The following is a 16,737-nucleotide window of genomic DNA, read 5'->3' on the forward strand; positions in this document are numbered from 1 at the left end:
TACAAAATGCTGAAAGCGCATTTCACTCGAATTGACTAATAGATGCGTTTTACTGAAGCAAATGAATTACATTAATAACTTTACCATCCTCAAAAACAACAACAATCTTTTCTTCCTTAGCTTCAAAAAAACTTGGTGGTGTTCCTATAGCATAAACCAAATGGTCTTTACCTTTTAAAGTAGAAGGAATCGCGTTACCCAATAAGGAAATGACTTCCTCTTTGGTTTTGCCATATAAAATATCGCTTTCCATAAGAGACTTGGCCATTTTAAAACGTGTTAACGGACTAGTATTCCATTGCGTTCTATCGAATTGTTTTTCGTTAGCCTCCAGAATAAAATAGCTTATGACGCTTGCCAACAGAAAAACTCCAATTATTATTTTAAGTTTTTTTATCATTATGAGATTGCTGTTTTTTTCTTTTCCAAAAAGGCAAAATAGGCGTCACTTCGAGTGCTTTGAGAAGTATGAACAAATTGTATCGAGATGTTTTAATAGATAGTTCTCGATACAATTCTCCTACGTCGAATCACTCGAACTGACACAGCGAATTTTAACTTACCCTACAATATTTACAATTTTCCCAGGTACTACAATTACTTTTTTAGGTGTACGACCCTCAAGCTGTGCTATTGTTTTTTTCATGAGCTAATACTGTTTTTTCTCTTCCGAACAATACAAAATAGGCGTCACTTCGAGTGCTTTGAGAAGCATGAACAAACTGTATAGAGAAGTTCTAATATATAGTTCTCGATACAATTCTCCTACGTCGAATCACTCGAACTGGCACAGCGAATTGTAACTTACCCTACAATATTTACAATTTTCCCAGGTACTACAATTACTTTTTTAGGTGTACGACCCTCAAGTTGTGCTATTGTTTTTTCGTGAGCCAATACCGTTTTCTCAATATCTTCTTTACTCATATCCATAGGTAATTCTAGCGTAAAACGCATTTTACCATTAAATGAAATTGGATAATTCTTGCTACTCTCTACTAGATGACTTGCATCAAAAGTTGGAAAAGCAGTCGTTGAAATTGACACGGTATTCCCTAATTTACTATATAGTTCTTCTGCAATATGTGGTGCATAAGGAGAAATTAAAACCAATAAAGGTTCTAGAATGTCTTTGCTTGTACATTTTTGCGCTCCAAGTTCATTAACGGCAATCATAAACGTAGAAACCGAAGTATTAAAAGAGAAATTCTCGATATCTTCTTGTACTTTCTTTATGGTTTTATGTAATGTTTTAAGGTTGTCTTTTGTTGGTTCTGCGTCATTTACTTTTAAACCAGTATCGTCTACATACAATTTCCATAGTTTCTTTAGAAAACTATGAACACCTGAAATACCTGCAGTATTCCATGGCTTGTATTGTTCTAATGGACCGAGGAACATTTCGTATAGACGCAAGCTGTCTGCTCCATAATCTGCTACAATTTGGTCTGGATTGACCACGTTGTATTTGGATTTGGACATTTTTTCGACTTCACGTTTTACTTTAAAGACACCATCTTGATCTCTTAAAAATATAGCATCTTTAAACTCTGCTCTCCAGTTTTTAAATGCATCAATATCTAATTCATCAGACGCATTTACAAAAGACACATCACAATGGATTAATCTATTTGTAACCTTTGAAAAATCTTCTTCCTCTAATCCTTTACTTCTATATATCTCTCTTAACTCATTCCATTTAGGACTTTCAGAAGTTATATAATTTGGGCCTTCTATTAAATTATATGATTCATAAACATTCAGACTTTTCCCTTCATATAATGCTTCAACAACAAAAGCACTAGTTCCCAAAATCATTCCTTGGTTTATCAACTTTTTAAAAGGCTCTTCCACATTTACAAAACCTCTATCTTTAAGTAATTTTACCCAAAAACGAGAATACAATAGGTGACCTGTTGCATGCTCTGCACCACCAATGTATAAATCTACATTTTCCCAATACTTTAAGGCGTCTTCGCTTGCAAAAACACCATCTCTATTCGCTTCTTCCATATAATGGAAAAAGTACCATGAACTTCCTGCCCAACCTGGCATTGTGTTTAACTCTAATTGGTGAATGGTTGTATTGTTTATTTTATCGTTACTAACAACAGTGTTGCTTTCTGTATCCCAAGCCCAAACATCTGCACGACCTAAAGGTGGTTCGCCTTCTTCGGTTGGTAAATACTTTTCTACTTCTGGCAATTTAATAGGTAAATGTTGCGCAGCGATCATTTGTGGCATTCCATTAACATAATACACAGGAAATGGTTCTCCCCAATAACGCTGTCTTGAAAATACAGCATCTCGTAATCTGTAGTTTGTTTTGCCTTCGCCTTGCCCTAATTGCTCTAAATCGTAAATAGCACGTTTGCTGGCTTTTTTGTAGTTCATTCCGTTTAAGAAATCGCTATTTGCAATCTTTACATTGTCTTTTCCAGTAAACGCTTCGTTACTAATATCTACACCTTCGAAAATATTTGGAATCTCTATTTCAAAATGGGTTGCAAAATCGTAATCACGTTGGTCTCCACAAGGCACAGCCATTACTGCTCCTGTTCCATAACTTGCTAATACGTAATCGCCAATCCATATTTGAATAGGTTCTTTAGTAAAAGGATGTTCTGCATAAGCTCCTGTAAATACACCAGAAATGGTTTTTACATCTGCCATACGATCGCGTTCGCTACGTTTGGCTGATTTTTCTATGTAGGCATTAACAGCTTCTTTTTGTGCAACTGTTGTTAGTTTAGATACTAATTCGTGTTCTGGTGCTAAAGTCATGAAACTTACACCGAATATTGTATCTGGACGCGTTGTGAAAACTTCAATGTTTTCATCATGTTCTTTTACATTGAATGAGACAGTAGCTCCAACCGATTTCCCAATCCAGTTACGTTGTGTTTCTTTAAGTGAATCTGTCCAATCTATGTTTTCTAGACCTTGTAATAAGCGTTCTGCATAAGCAGAAATACGCATACTCCATTGTGTCATTTTTTTACGAACTACAGGATGTCCACCGCGTTCTGACACACCGTTTACTATTTCGTCGTTTGCTAAAACAGTTCCTAGAGCTGGACACCAATTGACTTCGGTTTCAGCTAAATAAGTTAACCTATATTTTAATAATATTTCTTGTTGTGCTTCTGAATTTTTTCCGTTCCATGCTTCAGCAGAAAATGTTTCAATATCATCATCGCAAGCTACGTTTACATTGGTATTTCCTTCTGAAGAGAAAATTGATATTAATTCACTTATATCTTTAGCTTTATTATCATCATTGCAATAATACGATTCGAATAATTGAATAAATATCCATTGCGTCCATTTGTAATATTCTGGATTAGAAGTTCGTACTTCGCGACTCCAATCGAAAGAAAAACCAATTTGATCTAATTGTCTTCTATAGGTTTTAATATTAGTTTCTGTAGTAATTGCAGGATGCTGTCCTGTTTGTATTGCGTACTGTTCTGCAGGCAATCCAAAACTATCGTAACCTTGAGGATGCAATACATTAAATCCTTTATGGCGTTGGTAACGTGCATAAATATCGCTGGCAATATAACCTAACGGATGTCCAACGTGTAAACCTGCTCCGGATGGATAAGGAAACATATCGAGAACATAATATTTAGGTTTATCACTAGTATTCGAGGCTTTAAACGTTTGGTTTTCTGCCCAATATTTTTGCCACTTGGCTTCTATGTCGTTAAAATTGTATTGCATGTGGTACTTTCTTATAATATGTGTATCGCTATCTTTTTGACCTTTCGACAGCTCTCAAATAGACAAAAATGAATAGTCTTAATTTATTAAAATGAGGTGTAAAAATTCTATTAAACATCTCATTTCTGTAGTGCAAATTTAAACTTATTATAAGATTGTTAAAACTTTAGGCGTTCTAAAACAATAGAATCTGTTTTCTTTATTATTTTTACGCTATAAACTAAACTCTATTTATGAGCTCATCTTTTGATAAATACCAAAAACGCCGTTTAATTTCTTCATACTTTTCTGTAGTTTTAAGTATTGGACTCGTCTTGTTTTTATTAGGTTTATTAGGCCTTTTGGTGTTAAACGCAAAGAAAGTAGCCGATCATTTTAAAGAGCAAGTTACCGTTACCATTTTCTTAAAAGACACAGCTAAAGATGTTGAGATTAAACAACTTAAAAAAAGCTTAGCAATGGCAGACTACGTAAAGTCGACAACCTTTGTCTCTAAAGAGCAAGCTGCAGAATTTATGAAAGCCGAAAGTGGCGAGGATTTTATGGACTTTTTAGGGAGCAATCCACTTAAAAACTCAATTGATGTTAATTTAAAAGCAGATTTTGTGACTTCAGAAAAACTACAGACGATTGCTGATGAAGCATTAACCAAAAAGTTTGTTGAAGAGGTTAGTTATGATAACGACTTAGTAAACTTAATGAATGATAATGTTAAGAAAATTAGTTTTTGGGTATTACTTATAAGTGCTTTATTTGCGCTTATTGCTGTATTACTAATTAACAGTTCTATTAGATTGGCTGTATATTCTAAGCGCTTTACTATTAAAACGATGCAAATGGTTGGTGCCACCAAACGCTTTATTAGAAGGCCTTTTATTTATCGTAGTGTAAAGCTCGGTGTCTTTGGAGCGATATTAGCACTTATAGGCATGGCTTTAGTACTCTATTTTGTAGATAAAACATTTCCTGAATTAGAGTTATTAAGCCAACCAATTCTTATTATTGGCCTCTTTGCTTTCGTGTTTTTTCTTGGTATTTTTATTACTTGGGTTTCTACCTTTTTCGCGACTCAGCGTTTTTTAAATTTGAATACCGATAAACTCAATTATTAGATGCCGATTTGTTATTCCTCAAGTTTAACATTCTTTAACTTAAGCCTTAACAATATTTAGGAAAGATTCTGGTTATCTTTATATTATCAAAAACCACATATTCTAGCTATATCAATACTTTTATTCATTTATAAAACTAAAACACTATGAAGCGACTAGAATTTAAAGGTATTAAAGCAATAGTATCTACTGTATTGCTATCACAAAAAAAATCAGAAAACAGGTTTGTTAAGGTAGACACAAACAAAAACTATGTAGAATCAATAAATATTTAAAATTATGAATTTATCCCTCAACATAATGAAAGTAGTAGTTCTTTTTGGTGCATTTTTAGTAACATCTTGTGTGATTTTTATGAGTTATAACGTTTTTATGTCTTTACAATAGGCAAGCTTAAGTAAAGAACAACAAAATTTAGTCTAAAAAAAAAGTAAAAATTTCTGAAAGCATATCTATTGGTATACTATTTACCAGTAATCATTTTTACTAATTTCACCTTAATTTGAATTTAGGCTTAGCTTAAATTTAGATTTATTAGAGGCCAAAGTTTTAAATAAAACCGTTACTTTGCATTTACATAAAGCAATTTGAAGTCATATTATTAGTGAACACATTGCATAAATAGCTATTGATAGCTGCATAATTTTCACAGCATTTAATTAAATCTACATAAAGTGGGAGAACAAAAACGAAAAGAAATCGGTTCTGAGAATAAAGGTGAATTCATCTTTGGTAAGCGTAACTATAAATTTATGTTTATTGGTTTAGCATGTATTGTTATTGGCTTTATTTTAATGTCTGGTGGTGGAAGCGATGATCCAAATGTTTTTAATGAAGATATCTTTCATTGGAGACGTATTCGATTAGCTCCAGCCTTAGTTCTTTTAGGTTTTGGCATTCAGATTTATGCAATTTTAACGCGTAAAGAAGATTCCGATTCTAAAAAATAACTTCAAACTACCATTTGGTCATTCAATTTTAATATTTTTACCGAATGGATATTATCGACTCAATCATTTTAGGCATAATTCAAGGACTTACAGAATTTCTTCCTGTATCTTCTAGTGGACATTTAGAATTAGGAAAAGCCATTCTTGGCGATAATTCTGTTCCAGAAGAAAGTTTGTTATTTACAGTTATTCTGCATTTTGCAACAGCATTAAGTACCATTGTCATTTTTAGAAAAGATATCATTGATATTATAAAAGGTTTATTTAAACCTGGTATTAATGACGATCAACGTTTTGCTGGAAAAATTATAGTATCTATGATTCCTGCCGTTTTAGTAGGTCTATTTTTTGAAGAAGAACTCGAAAAACTTTTTGGAGGAAACATTATGCTCGTTGGCTGCATGCTTTTAGTTACTGCTGCACTTTTGTTTTTAGCAGACAAAGCTAAAAACACACGTAAGAAAGTCGGTTTTAAAGACGCACTTATTATTGGTATCTCTCAAGCCATAGCTATGATTCCAGGAATTTCTAGAAGTGGAGCCACAATATCAACTTCAGTATTATTAGGTAATGACAAAACGAAAGCTGCACGTTTTTCATTTTTAATGGTTGTGCCTTTAATTTTTGGTAAAATTGCAAAGGATGTTATTGGTGGAGAACTGTCTTTCGAAAGCCAAAACATTACAGCTTTAGGCGCAGGGTTTGTAGCTGCATTTATATCCGGATTATTTGCGTGTACTTGGATGATTGCTTTGGTTAAAAAAAGCAAATTATCATATTTTGCCATTTACTGCGTAATTGTTGGTGTAATTGCCATCGCTTTTTCACTTTTAAATTAGAATGATGACCGTTGAAGACTACCAATCTGGACAAGTATTACTAGTAGATAAACCCTTAAATTGGACCTCTTTTCAAGTGGTTAATAAACTGCGTTGGGAAATTAGACAAGCTTTTGGTATTAAGAAAATAAAAGTAGGTCATGCTGGCACTTTAGACCCATTAGCAACTGGATTGTTAGTGATTTGCACAGGGAAAATGACCAAGCAGATAGATACTTTTCAAGGGCAGATAAAAGAATATACAGGCACTATTATTTTGGGAGGCACAACACCTTCTTTCGATTTAGAAACGAAAATAAACGAAACGTTTCCTACAGCACATATTACTGAAGATTTAATACACAAAACTACAAAACAGTTTATTGGTGAAATAGACCAGTTTCCACCTATATTTTCAGCACTAAAAAAAGACGGAAAACGCTTGTACGAATATGCAAGAGCCGGAGAATCTGTTGAAATAAAATCACGTAAAATCACTATAAAAGACTTCGAAATCACTAAAATTGGAGCAAATTTGGTCGATTTTAGAGTAATATGTAGTAAAGGCACTTATATTCGTTCGCTAGCAAACGACTTTGGAAAAGCTTTAAATTCCGGAGGACACCTTTCCGTTTTGAGACGTACAAAAATTGGTGATTTTAATGTTAATAATGCGCTTTCAATAGAAGATTTTATAACATCTTTACCTCCAAAAGCTGAATAATTTGATGCTAAACTAATACTGAACACATAGTGTTGTACTTTTTTATTTTTAGCTACTAATCTGTCATTCCTACTAAAGCAGGAATGACAAAAATTTAATATTTAACTCATTAACGTAACCAAATCCTCAATTGCATTTTGTCCTTTATTTTTATTGTACCAACCTTGTAAATCTTCTTTAAATTCTGGCGTTAATTTACCATGTTCTTCTTTATAAGCATTAACCAGTTTAGTAGCTTCTGTTGGTCTTGGACCAAAAGTATTTATAATTTCGTTTGTGTTATTATCAATCATAATTAACTTAGGAATAGATTGGCCTCCATTGGTTAAAAACTGATTCATTAAAGCTTCGTTTTCATCTCTAAGCACCACTTTAAAGGCGATATTATCGTTCAAATCTGCAATCTTACTAATTACTGGCATTACATGTGCTGCGTCTCCACACCAACTTTCAGTTAAAACTAACCAAGTTTGATTTACTTTCAAATTTGAAACTTTTTCTTGTACAGCTTCAGCAACTTTCACCGTTTTGTCCCAACGCTTCATCCGTCTATCATTAAGCATTGTATAATTTACTAAAGCTTCCGTTTTCACGTTTCCAGTAGTCGATTCTTTTGCTACCAAATCCTTTACTAAATCCCTATAATCTTGGTAAGTAATAGCTTTGTGTAGACTATTATTTATAATATTTTTTAAATCTGTATTTTGTAATGTTTCCATAATGTAAAAATACTGCTACTTATCTTATTTTTGAGTAACAATTATTACATTAGTAGTAAATTCTAGCAATCCTTACAAATGAATAAAACCAGATTAACATTCCTTATAATTCAAGTTGCTTGTTTAATTGGATGGTGAGTAACATTTATTATAAATAAGTATGATATTTTTGGAGAACTTTCAAATAATGAAGCACTCTTCAATGATACTTTAAACCTAATATTTATAATAACCTCATTTATTACAACATTGATTAATTTTATTAAAAACAAAGAAGATGACAAAACATAAATGCGGCTGGTGTGTTGGTGATGATTTATACGAAGCATACCACGATAAAGAATGGGGAGTTCCAGTTTATGATGATGAAACAATTTTTGAATTTTTAATTTTAGAAACTTTTCAAGCAGGTTTAAGCTGGATTACGATATTGCGAAAACGAGCAAACTTTCACGATGCTTTAGATCAGTTTGATTATAAAAAAATAGCACAATACAATCAAGAAAAAGTAGATGCACTTTTAGATAATGCAGGCATTATTCGAAATAAATTAAAAATAAAAGCGACTATTACTAATGCACAATCGTTTATAAAAATTCAAGACGAATTTGGATCTTTTTCAAAATACATTTGGGCTTTTGTAGATGGTAAACCAATAAAAAACAAACTTAAAAACCACAAAGATGCACTAGCAAATACAACAATTAGTAACGCTTTAAGTACAGACTTAAAAAAACGAGGCTTTAAATTTGTTGGTCCTACGGTAATGTATGCGCACATGCAAGCAACAGGAATGGTTAATGACCATGAAGTTGGATGTTTTAGATATTGTGAGGTCTAGTTTTAAAAAAACATATTTCCCTTTATAAGGTGTTAACTCTAGGACTTTTTCAAAAGCTACAATTCTAGAGGTACTCTTTCTATTTGCTTTAACAATAATCCATGGAGAAGCTTCAGTATTTGTTCTTTTGAAAATCGACTTGTACTAACATATTGCATAACTAGTTAACTAGGCACCAAAATTTAACACTTAAAAAAATGCTTTTTATCCTTTTAGGTAAGATAAAAATTGCGCTCTTAATATATCCTTTGCTCCTAAACTCTCCAAATGGTTTGTATAAACCTGGCAATCAATTAATTTGTAATCTGTATTTTGAATAAAAGTGATAAATGCTGCTTTGCTTGCATTACTTTCTTTGGCAAACATACTCTCTCCACAAAACACTCCATTGTTTAAATCTATACCATAAAATCCACCAACTAGTTCGTTTTTTTTATAGACCTCAACAGATTTAGCATGGCCTTGTTCGTGTAAATTACAATAAGCATCAATCATATTATTTGTAATCCAAGTACCTCCTTGTCCTTCTCTTTTGGCTTCTGCACATGCCGTTATTACAGATCTAAAATTTTTATTTATAGTAATTTCATAATCGCACTTTTTTAGAAATCGCTTCATGCTTTTAGAAACTTTTAAATCTTTTGGAAAGAGTACAAACCTAGGATCTGGTGACCACCACAAAATAACTTCGTCTTCATTAAACCATGGAAAAATGCCACTTTTGTAGGCTAGAATTAATCGCTCTAAAGACAAATCACCACCAATGGCCAGCAAACCTTCTTCGTCGGCCTCTTGTACGTTTGGAAATATTATGTTTTGGTCTAGTAAGTGCATGATTTTATTTTACTAAAATAAAAAACCTCGACAACATAAATGTTCTCGAGGTTGTTTTATAAGATTTCCACTTAAGCAGAAATGAAAAAGATTCTTTTAAAACGGTAAATCGTCGTGATCTTCTTCTTTTAAATCTGTTGCTGGCTCGAAAGCTGCTGCTGGTGGAACTTCTGGCATTCCAGCAGGAGCTGCTGCTTGTGCTCCTTCAATTCTCCAACCTTGAATTGAGTTAAAATATTTAGTTTCTCCTTGAGGATTAACCCACTCTCTACCACGTAAATTGATGTTTACTTTAACATCTTGACCTGGTTTATAGTTGTTTAACAAATCACATTTGTCTTGAACAAACTCAACTAATATGTGCTGCGGATACTGCTCTTCCGTTGTTACAACTAATTCTCTTTTTCTGAATCCGTTACTTCCAAACGTTTGTGTTTCTCCTACTAATTTTACTTTTCCTTGTACTTCCATTGTCTATATAATTATTAAATATTCGTCTATTTTATTATTGCTATTTTACGATAACAATACTTTCCATGCACTATTAACATCACCATGACTAAGCAAATTTTGTGCCTTTTTATGTTTATCATCTTCAGTTAGTGCACTATTGTCATGTTTTGCTATAAAAACGTTTACAGCTTCTTTTGTTGGTAAGGCTTCTACATTACCTAGTAAACCTAAATCGTTTCCTGTTAAAATAGTACTATTTCTAATGTTTTCTGGTAAAGCGCCAACACCAATTCCTAAAGTTGATAATGGTTTTGGAATTTCAAAAAAACCAGCTTTCGCTCTACTGTAATAACTTCCGCCTGCACGAGAAACTAAATCTAGTTTTTCTTGGTCTATGCTTCCACTTTCATTTAAAACAGCATCATTAATATGGAGTTTTACAACTTCGCAAATAATTAAATTACCTGCGCCACCTTCTGTTCCTAACTTTACAATCTCATTAATTTTACACTCAAATTGCACTGGTGACTCTAAAACACGAAACGGTTTTACAATATCACTTTTAAGCATTGTTAAACCCGCTTTTTCAAACTCGTTAACACCTTCTGCATATTCCGTACTACTTAGCGACATTTGTTGTACAATATTATAATTTACAACATTTATAACGACTTCTTTAGTACTTTCAGCATTTTCTAAAGTGTGTTTTGTTGTATTGTCTCTTACGCGTCGCGCAGGAGAAAAAATCAAAATTGGAGGATTTGCACTAAAGACATTAAAAAAGCTAAATGGCGACAAATTTGGGTTCCCATTCTTGTCCATAGTACTTGCAAATGCTATTGGTCTTGGTGCTACTGCACTTAACAAATAACCATGTAATTTTGCTGTCGGTAAGTCTTTAGGCTCGAAAGATGTCATTAACTCATTAATTTTGAACAAATGTACTTAATTAACAAACGAACTAAAAGAAGATTTTTATACGTTTACACAATATTATTAACAATAGAGCATTATCTACTTTTTAAGTATATTACACTACTAATAAGTTTAGAGCTTATTAAATACTAACACTAAAATTTCAACATGTTTTTCACTAAAAACAGACAACTTGTTCGCTGGATAATAATAACCGCATCATTTGCAATTATTTTATTAATTCTATGGAATACCTATACGTTCTTCCAGAAGTTTAAAGATGAAGAACGTGCAAAAATGGAAATTTGGACTGATGCTCAAAAAATATTCTCAAACGATGAAAATAACCCAAATTTTAATTTTCTGCGTAAAATTTTAGAAAGTAATAATACAACTCCTATTTTAGTTGTTAATTCAGATGGTTCAATAAGTAACTTTGATAATATTGATTACAATGGAAAAGATGAATCTAATTATGTTGAACGAAATAAAGAAAAACTAATTAGGAAGTTTGAATCTGAAAACGTTCCCATTGAAATATCATATATCGATCCTGAAACGCAAAAAAAAGTGCTTGCTAGTAAATTGTATTATGGAAATGCACCTTTACTCAACAAACTTAAATACTATCCTTTAGCGCTATTATTAATTATTTTCTTATTCGCTTCTGTAGTTTATTTCTTTTACCGAAGTTCAAAAATTGCAACTCAGAATAAGTTATGGTCTGGAATGGCAAAGGAGACTGCGCATCAAATAGGCACACCGTTATCGTCTTTAATTGGTTGGGCTGAAATATTAAAAACCGAAAACGTAAATCCAGAATACATACTAGAAATTGAAAAAGATATCGACAGATTACAAACTATAACAGAACGTTTTAGTAAAATTGGATCGCTACCTATACTTAAAACAACAGATATTGTAAAAGAAACTCAAGACACTTATAATTATTTAAAAACGAGATCTTCGAGGCTTATTAACTTTACTTTAAAGCTTCCGGAAGATCCTATTTACGTAAATTTGAATCCACAATTATATAGTTGGACAATCGAAAACCTAGTAAAAAATGCTATCGATGCTATGAAAGGTAAAGGTGATCTTAGTATAGTAATGACACAATTAGAAAACAACGTGAAAATTAATATTATCGATACCGGAAAAGGTTTAACTAAAAATCAGTTTAAAAATGTTTTCGAGCCTGGTTATACTACAAAAAAACGTGGCTGGGGATTAGGCCTATCTCTTGCAAAACGAATTATCGAAGACTTTCATGACGGAAAAATTAAAGTTGCTCAATCTCAAATTGGCAAAGGAACTATTATGCAAATCGCATTAAAAACTGTTTAATTATGAGCGATAAACTAATAACTGTAAAAGAGGTTTCTCTAAACAATAATTGTCCAGAATGTTTTAGCAAAGAAGGTTTAGAACTTACTTTTAAACAACAGTTTATTGAAACCAAATTTTCTAAATCTATAACTCAAGATATTACTACACAAATGCATTGTAATATTTGTGATACTATTATATATCCTGTAAACTGGACAGAAGATATAGAGCGTGTTTACAATTACCAAATGAAAGCTTTTACACCTAAAAAAGTATCAAAAAAATTTAAACCTCTATTTTGGATTGTTATAGGAGTTATTACTGCTTTAGCAATAACAGCAGTAATCTTGGTGTTTATAAATTTACCTGAATCGCTTTAGCCAATCCTTCAAACTCTTCTTTTTCTAAAGTAACCTTATTAACAAATCGCGCATCTTCCATTGTATTTAGTGGAATTAAATGCACATGAACATGAGGTACCTCAAGGCCAATTACAGAAATACCAACACGTTTGCAAGACACCGTTTTTTCTAAAGCAATAGCAACCAATCTAGAAAACTCCATTAAACGAGAATACGTTTCTTTATCTAAATCGAAAATTTTATTGGTTTCCTTTTTAGGGATACATAATGTATGGCCTTTAGCATTTGGATTTACATCTAAAAAAGCTAGAAACTCTTCAGTTTCTGCAACTTTATAACAAGGTATTTCTCCGTTTACTATTTTTGTGAATATAGATGCCATTTTGTAGTGGTTTCTGTTTAAAAACTAAAGATAAAAAAAGATTCCTGCTAAACTGAAAATTTTCTCAGAATAAACAGGAATATTATATATTTGGATTTCTACATTCGTAGAAAATACAATTATCTACTTATTTCAATAATATCAAATTTCATAATGCCACTTGGCACTGTTATTTCGGCAACATCACCAACTGTTTTTCCCAACAAACCTTTACCTATAGGAGAGTTTACCGAAATTTTACCAGCAGCTAAATCGGCTTCACCATCTGCAACCAAAGTATAATTCATCTCCATACCATTGGTTTGGTTTTTAATTTTTACAATAGAAAGCACCAAAATTTTTGAGGCGTCCATTTGCGACTCATCAATAACACGTGCACCAGCCATTTGATCTTCTAATTTGGCTATTCGCATTTCTAGCATACCTTGCGCTTCTTTGGCAGCATCATATTCTGCATTCTCACTTAAATCTCCTTTATCACGGGCTTCGGCAATAGCTCTGGAAGCCTTTACACGCTCAATGTCTTTTAATTGTTTTAACTCTGCTCTTAATTTCTTAAGACCTTCAGCTGTATAATAGGATGCTTTACTCATAATTTCTTCGTTTATTAAACAAAAAGATGCTGAACAAATGTTCAACATAAAAAAATCTCGCATACACGAGATTGTAATACAAAGATACAAAATATTTAATTCGTAATTTACTTTTGTTGTAAATTGCAGTACTTTAAAAAAGATAAAAAATGAAATTAAAAATAATACTATCCTTTTTGCTTATTGGGCTTATGCTTAATTCTTGCAATAAGAATGATGACAATAACCAGAATAACAACCCAAATATTCCAAACGCAGTTTTCGACACAGGGAACTTAATAAATACAAGTTTACCACAATTCAACCAGATGCAATTCCCCGGAAACCATATTACACTAAATAATAATTATGGTGTAAATGGTGTCGTTGTATATTTCTCTGGTGCAGCTTACACCGCATTTGAATTAAGCGATCCTAACCATGCCCTTGCTTCTTGTTCGAGTTTGACAATTAGCGCACCTATTGCTACGTGTTCTTGCGACGACGGTAATTCTTACGAAATTTTAAGTGGACAACGCGAAGAAGGTACAACAGGACAATTTTCGCTTATACCTTACCGTGTGGAAGTAAGCGGCAGCATTATTCGTGTTTTTAATAATTAGGGCAAATTTTTAACGCTTTTAATGGCGTTAAAAACCAGGCTATCCGTTATATCTTTTTATTCCTAAGGTCATAAAAAGGATGTCACTTCTATCCTTTTCGCAAAAAAAAGCGACATCACGTCGCTTTTTTTATACTGAGTTATGATACTATTTCTTGTTCAAAATAACATCTATTGTTATTTAAAATTTAAATGTTGCGCCTACTAGAAAGTTTGTAGTTGCCTGTGGATAGTAACCAGCACCTTCAACTGTTGTTGTAGCACCTGGATTAGACCACGTATCATCGAAAGTAAAGTAATAACCATTAGAGACATATTCTTCTCCAAAAATATTGTTTACCAAACCAGAGAATAGAATAGACTTAAATATTTTATTGGTTTTAATCTCGTAGGTCACATTAAAATCATTTACAAAATAGCTTTCTAATTTAGACGTTTTCGAATCTGTATTTCCCATAAATTGCTCTCCAACATATTTGCTTAAAAACGATAGTTGTAAGTTTTCTAAAGGCTGAAAAATTAATGCATTTGCAGCTACAACTTCTGGAGAAAACGAGATGTTTGTTTTTCCTAAGTTTACAAGAGCACCATCACGAGACACAATGGTTTCATCGTTTTTATTAGAGCTTAGCGTTACATTAGGCTGTAGAGAAAACTTATCGTTTATTTTAATAACAGCCTCTAGTTCTAATCCTAAACGCGAACTATTACCAGAATTATTACGAATTGGAGAACCAGTATCATCAATAGCGCCAGTTAACACCAATTGCTCATTATATAACATATAATATGCATTCGCGTTAAAAACCAAGCTTGAACTTTTATATCTCCAACCTAATTCGAAATCATTAAGCTGTTCTGGTTTAACATCTGGATTACTTTCAAAATCACTTCTACTCGCTTCTCTATTCGCTCTAGCATAAGAGAAATAGAAATTATTTCTTTCATTTAAATTATACGATAATCCAGCTTTAGGATTAAAAAAACCAAAGGTTTTATCGATTTCAAACAATACTAAATCTGAAGTTCTACCACTGGTATCATAATTTACGCTTCTGTATTGTAAATCTCCAAATAGACTCATTTTATCATTTAATTGGTAGGTTGCTTTAGCAAAAACACTAAAATCATACTTATCACCATCACCTTCATAATAACGATCTCTAATCTCGCTATTACTTGCAAATTGTGACCAAATTACTTCCCCAAAATGATCTCCATGATAAGAACTATAAAATAAACCAGTACTAAGGTTTAACTTTTGATCTGTGTAATTAACGTTAGCATTTAGCACGTAGAAATTATTATCTAACCAGCGTCTTCTTATAACGTCTGTCTCATTTATTGTCTCTCCACCAATACTTATTTCTTGAAAACCATAAGTAGAAAAATCTTCATCTTCTTTATACTGCTCAAAATAGCCGCGACCATAAGTATAGTTTAGACCTAAGTTTGTCGACCAGTTATTATTAATTTTCTCATTCCAATGCAGTTGATAGTGGTCTTGTCTATAATTATCCACCTCATTGTCGTAAAACTGTGTATTTCCGTCGTTGTCTGTGTATTCACCAGAAGGATTAAAAGTTCTATCATCTCTAAGTACGGTCTCATCAATCCCATTCCAAGCCTGATAAGTAACTTCATGACCTCCAAAAGTAACCGCTTTAATTTGTGTGTTATCGTCTACATAAGCACCTTGAAGGAAATACGATTTTAAATCTGAAGTTGCTCTATCTATATAACCATCAGAATTTATCTGCGATAAACGTCCTGAAATTTCAAAGTGATCGTTCATTAACCCTGTACTGTATTTTACAGTATGCTTTCTTGTATTAAAACTACCAAAACTGTTTGAAATTTCTCCACTAGCCTGCTTTGCCACAGCATCTGTAAGTATATTAATACTAGCTCCAAAAGCTCCCGAACCGTTTGTTGATGTTCCAACTCCACGCTGTAACTGTAGACTTTCTACCGAAGATGAGAAGTCTCCTAAATTTACCCAAAACGTTCCTAAACTTTCAGAATCATTATAAGGAATACCATTAATGGTAATATTAGTCGATTGTGCACTCACTCCACGCACACGAATTCCTGTGTAACCTACTCCTGCTCCAGCATCACTTGTAGTTACCACAGACGGTAAATAGTTTAAAAGAATAGGGATATCCTGACCAAGATTACGTTTTTCTAATTCTTCTTTAGAAACATTTGAGTGTGTAATTGGAGCATTTGCATCTACTCTAAGCGATTTGATTAAAACTTCATCTAGTGATTCAACTTTTGTAGAATCTTGGATAATTTCTTGCGCAAAACCATTTAGCGTAATTGCAGTAAAAGCTAAAAATAAAGTTGTTTTTTTTAATATCATTGTCATTCGA

19 protein-coding genes are annotated in these 16,737 nt (G+C 32.6%); 9 read left to right on the top strand and 10 right to left on the bottom strand.

What is annotated here, in order from left to right; translation table 11 throughout:
- Positions 1 to 49: 49 nt before the first annotated feature.
- On the bottom strand, positions 50 to 400 hold the full coding sequence (locus RH82_RS17140) for a hypothetical protein (protein ID WP_034062655.1): 351 nt from the start codon (positions 398 to 400) through the stop codon (positions 50 to 52).
- A gap of 404 nt (positions 401 to 804) precedes the next feature.
- A complete protein-coding gene (locus RH82_RS17145; protein ID WP_034062657.1) occupies positions 805 to 3,726 on the bottom strand; it encodes a leucine--tRNA ligase in 2,922 nt (973 codons plus the stop codon).
- 233 nt (positions 3,727 to 3,959) lie between these two features.
- Between RH82_RS17145 and RH82_RS17150 the strand changes: the two genes are divergently transcribed.
- From RH82_RS17150 to truB, 5 genes are all read left to right on the top strand, one after another.
- Positions 3,960 to 4,838, top strand: a complete 879-nt coding sequence (locus RH82_RS17150; RefSeq protein ID WP_034062658.1) for a cell division protein FtsX — start codon at positions 3,960 to 3,962, stop codon at positions 4,836 to 4,838.
- A 146-nt stretch (positions 4,839 to 4,984) separates the two neighbouring features.
- The gene (locus RH82_RS19045; protein ID WP_262494891.1) at positions 4,985 to 5,113 is read left to right on the top strand and encodes a hypothetical protein; all 129 of its coding nucleotides are present in this window, start codon (positions 4,985 to 4,987) and stop codon (positions 5,111 to 5,113) included.
- A 399-nt stretch (positions 5,114 to 5,512) separates the two neighbouring features.
- Positions 5,513 to 5,788 (top strand): DUF3098 domain-containing protein, encoded by a 276-nt coding sequence (locus tag RH82_RS17155; RefSeq protein WP_034062660.1) that lies wholly within the window; start codon positions 5,513 to 5,515, stop codon positions 5,786 to 5,788.
- Between the two features lie 44 nt (positions 5,789 to 5,832).
- Positions 5,833 to 6,627: an undecaprenyl-diphosphate phosphatase gene (locus RH82_RS17160; RefSeq protein ID WP_034062661.1), complete on the top strand. Its 795-nt coding sequence runs from the start codon at positions 5,833 to 5,835 to the stop codon at positions 6,625 to 6,627.
- 4 nt (positions 6,628 to 6,631) lie between these two features.
- On the top strand, positions 6,632 to 7,330 hold the full coding sequence (gene truB / locus RH82_RS17165; RefSeq protein WP_034062764.1) for a tRNA pseudouridine(55) synthase TruB: 699 nt from the start codon (positions 6,632 to 6,634) through the stop codon (positions 7,328 to 7,330).
- A 101-nt stretch (positions 7,331 to 7,431) separates the two neighbouring features.
- On the opposite strand, the gene RH82_RS17170 is transcribed toward truB, so the two are convergent.
- Positions 7,432 to 8,049: a thioredoxin family protein gene (locus RH82_RS17170; RefSeq protein ID WP_034062662.1), complete on the bottom strand. Its 618-nt coding sequence runs from the start codon at positions 8,047 to 8,049 to the stop codon at positions 7,432 to 7,434.
- A 277-nt stretch (positions 8,050 to 8,326) separates the two neighbouring features.
- Between RH82_RS17170 and RH82_RS17175 the strand changes: the two genes are divergently transcribed.
- Positions 8,327 to 8,890, top strand: coding sequence for a DNA-3-methyladenine glycosylase I (locus RH82_RS17175; RefSeq protein ID WP_034062664.1), 564 nt, complete (start codon positions 8,327 to 8,329; stop codon positions 8,888 to 8,890).
- Here RH82_RS17175 and RH82_RS19305 read toward each other — a convergent pair.
- From RH82_RS19305 to RH82_RS17190, 4 genes are all read right to left on the bottom strand, one after another.
- On the bottom strand, positions 8,777 to 9,025 hold the full coding sequence (locus RH82_RS19305) for a hypothetical protein (RefSeq protein ID WP_156112532.1): 249 nt from the start codon (positions 9,023 to 9,025) through the stop codon (positions 8,777 to 8,779). The two genes, RH82_RS17175 and RH82_RS19305, sit on opposite strands and share 114 nt — an antisense overlap.
- A 69-nt stretch (positions 9,026 to 9,094) precedes the next feature.
- The gene (gene aat / locus RH82_RS17180; protein ID WP_034062667.1) at positions 9,095 to 9,724 is read right to left on the bottom strand and encodes a leucyl/phenylalanyl-tRNA--protein transferase; all 630 of its coding nucleotides are present in this window, start codon (positions 9,722 to 9,724) and stop codon (positions 9,095 to 9,097) included.
- Between the two features lie 96 nt (positions 9,725 to 9,820).
- Complete coding sequence (locus RH82_RS17185) at positions 9,821 to 10,195, bottom strand: DUF3127 domain-containing protein (protein WP_034062668.1); 375 nt, start codon at positions 10,193 to 10,195, stop codon at positions 9,821 to 9,823.
- Positions 10,196 to 10,240: 45 nt separating this feature from the next.
- Positions 10,241 to 11,095, bottom strand: a complete 855-nt coding sequence (locus RH82_RS17190) for a flavin reductase family protein (protein ID WP_034062670.1) — start codon at positions 11,093 to 11,095, stop codon at positions 10,241 to 10,243.
- Between the two features lie 165 nt (positions 11,096 to 11,260).
- Between RH82_RS17190 and RH82_RS17195 the strand changes: the two genes are divergently transcribed.
- Together RH82_RS17195 and RH82_RS17200 are read left to right on the top strand one after the other, a co-directional pair.
- Positions 11,261 to 12,439, top strand: a complete 1,179-nt coding sequence (locus RH82_RS17195) for a sensor histidine kinase (RefSeq protein ID WP_034062672.1) — start codon at positions 11,261 to 11,263, stop codon at positions 12,437 to 12,439.
- Positions 12,440 to 12,441: 2 nt separating this feature from the next.
- Positions 12,442 to 12,801 (top strand): hypothetical protein, encoded by a 360-nt coding sequence (locus RH82_RS17200; RefSeq protein WP_034062676.1) that lies wholly within the window; start codon positions 12,442 to 12,444, stop codon positions 12,799 to 12,801.
- Here the strand turns inward: RH82_RS17200 and RH82_RS17205 are convergent.
- Entirely contained in the window at positions 12,776 to 13,165 is a 390-nt protein-coding gene (locus RH82_RS17205; RefSeq protein ID WP_034062679.1) for an HIT family protein, read from the bottom strand. The genes RH82_RS17200 and RH82_RS17205 overlap by 26 nt on opposite strands.
- Positions 13,166 to 13,284: 119 nt before the next feature.
- The gene (greA, locus tag RH82_RS17210) at positions 13,285 to 13,758 is read right to left on the bottom strand and encodes a transcription elongation factor GreA (RefSeq protein WP_034062765.1); all 474 of its coding nucleotides are present in this window, start codon (positions 13,756 to 13,758) and stop codon (positions 13,285 to 13,287) included.
- A gap of 149 nt (positions 13,759 to 13,907) precedes the next feature.
- On the opposite strand from greA, the gene RH82_RS17215 reads away from it, so the two are divergent.
- Positions 13,908 to 14,360: a hypothetical protein gene (locus RH82_RS17215; RefSeq protein WP_034062681.1), complete on the top strand. Its 453-nt coding sequence runs from the start codon at positions 13,908 to 13,910 to the stop codon at positions 14,358 to 14,360.
- A gap of 180 nt (positions 14,361 to 14,540) precedes the next feature.
- On the opposite strand, the gene RH82_RS17220 is transcribed toward RH82_RS17215, so the two are convergent.
- Positions 14,541 to 16,727, bottom strand: a complete 2,187-nt coding sequence (locus RH82_RS17220) for a TonB-dependent receptor (protein ID WP_156112533.1) — start codon at positions 16,725 to 16,727, stop codon at positions 14,541 to 14,543.
- Between the last annotated feature and the right edge of the window lie 10 nt (positions 16,728 to 16,737).

Source organism: Lacinutrix jangbogonensis, from assembly GCF_000797445.1.
GTDB classification, from domain to species: domain Bacteria; phylum Bacteroidota; class Bacteroidia; order Flavobacteriales; family Flavobacteriaceae; genus Lacinutrix; species Lacinutrix jangbogonensis.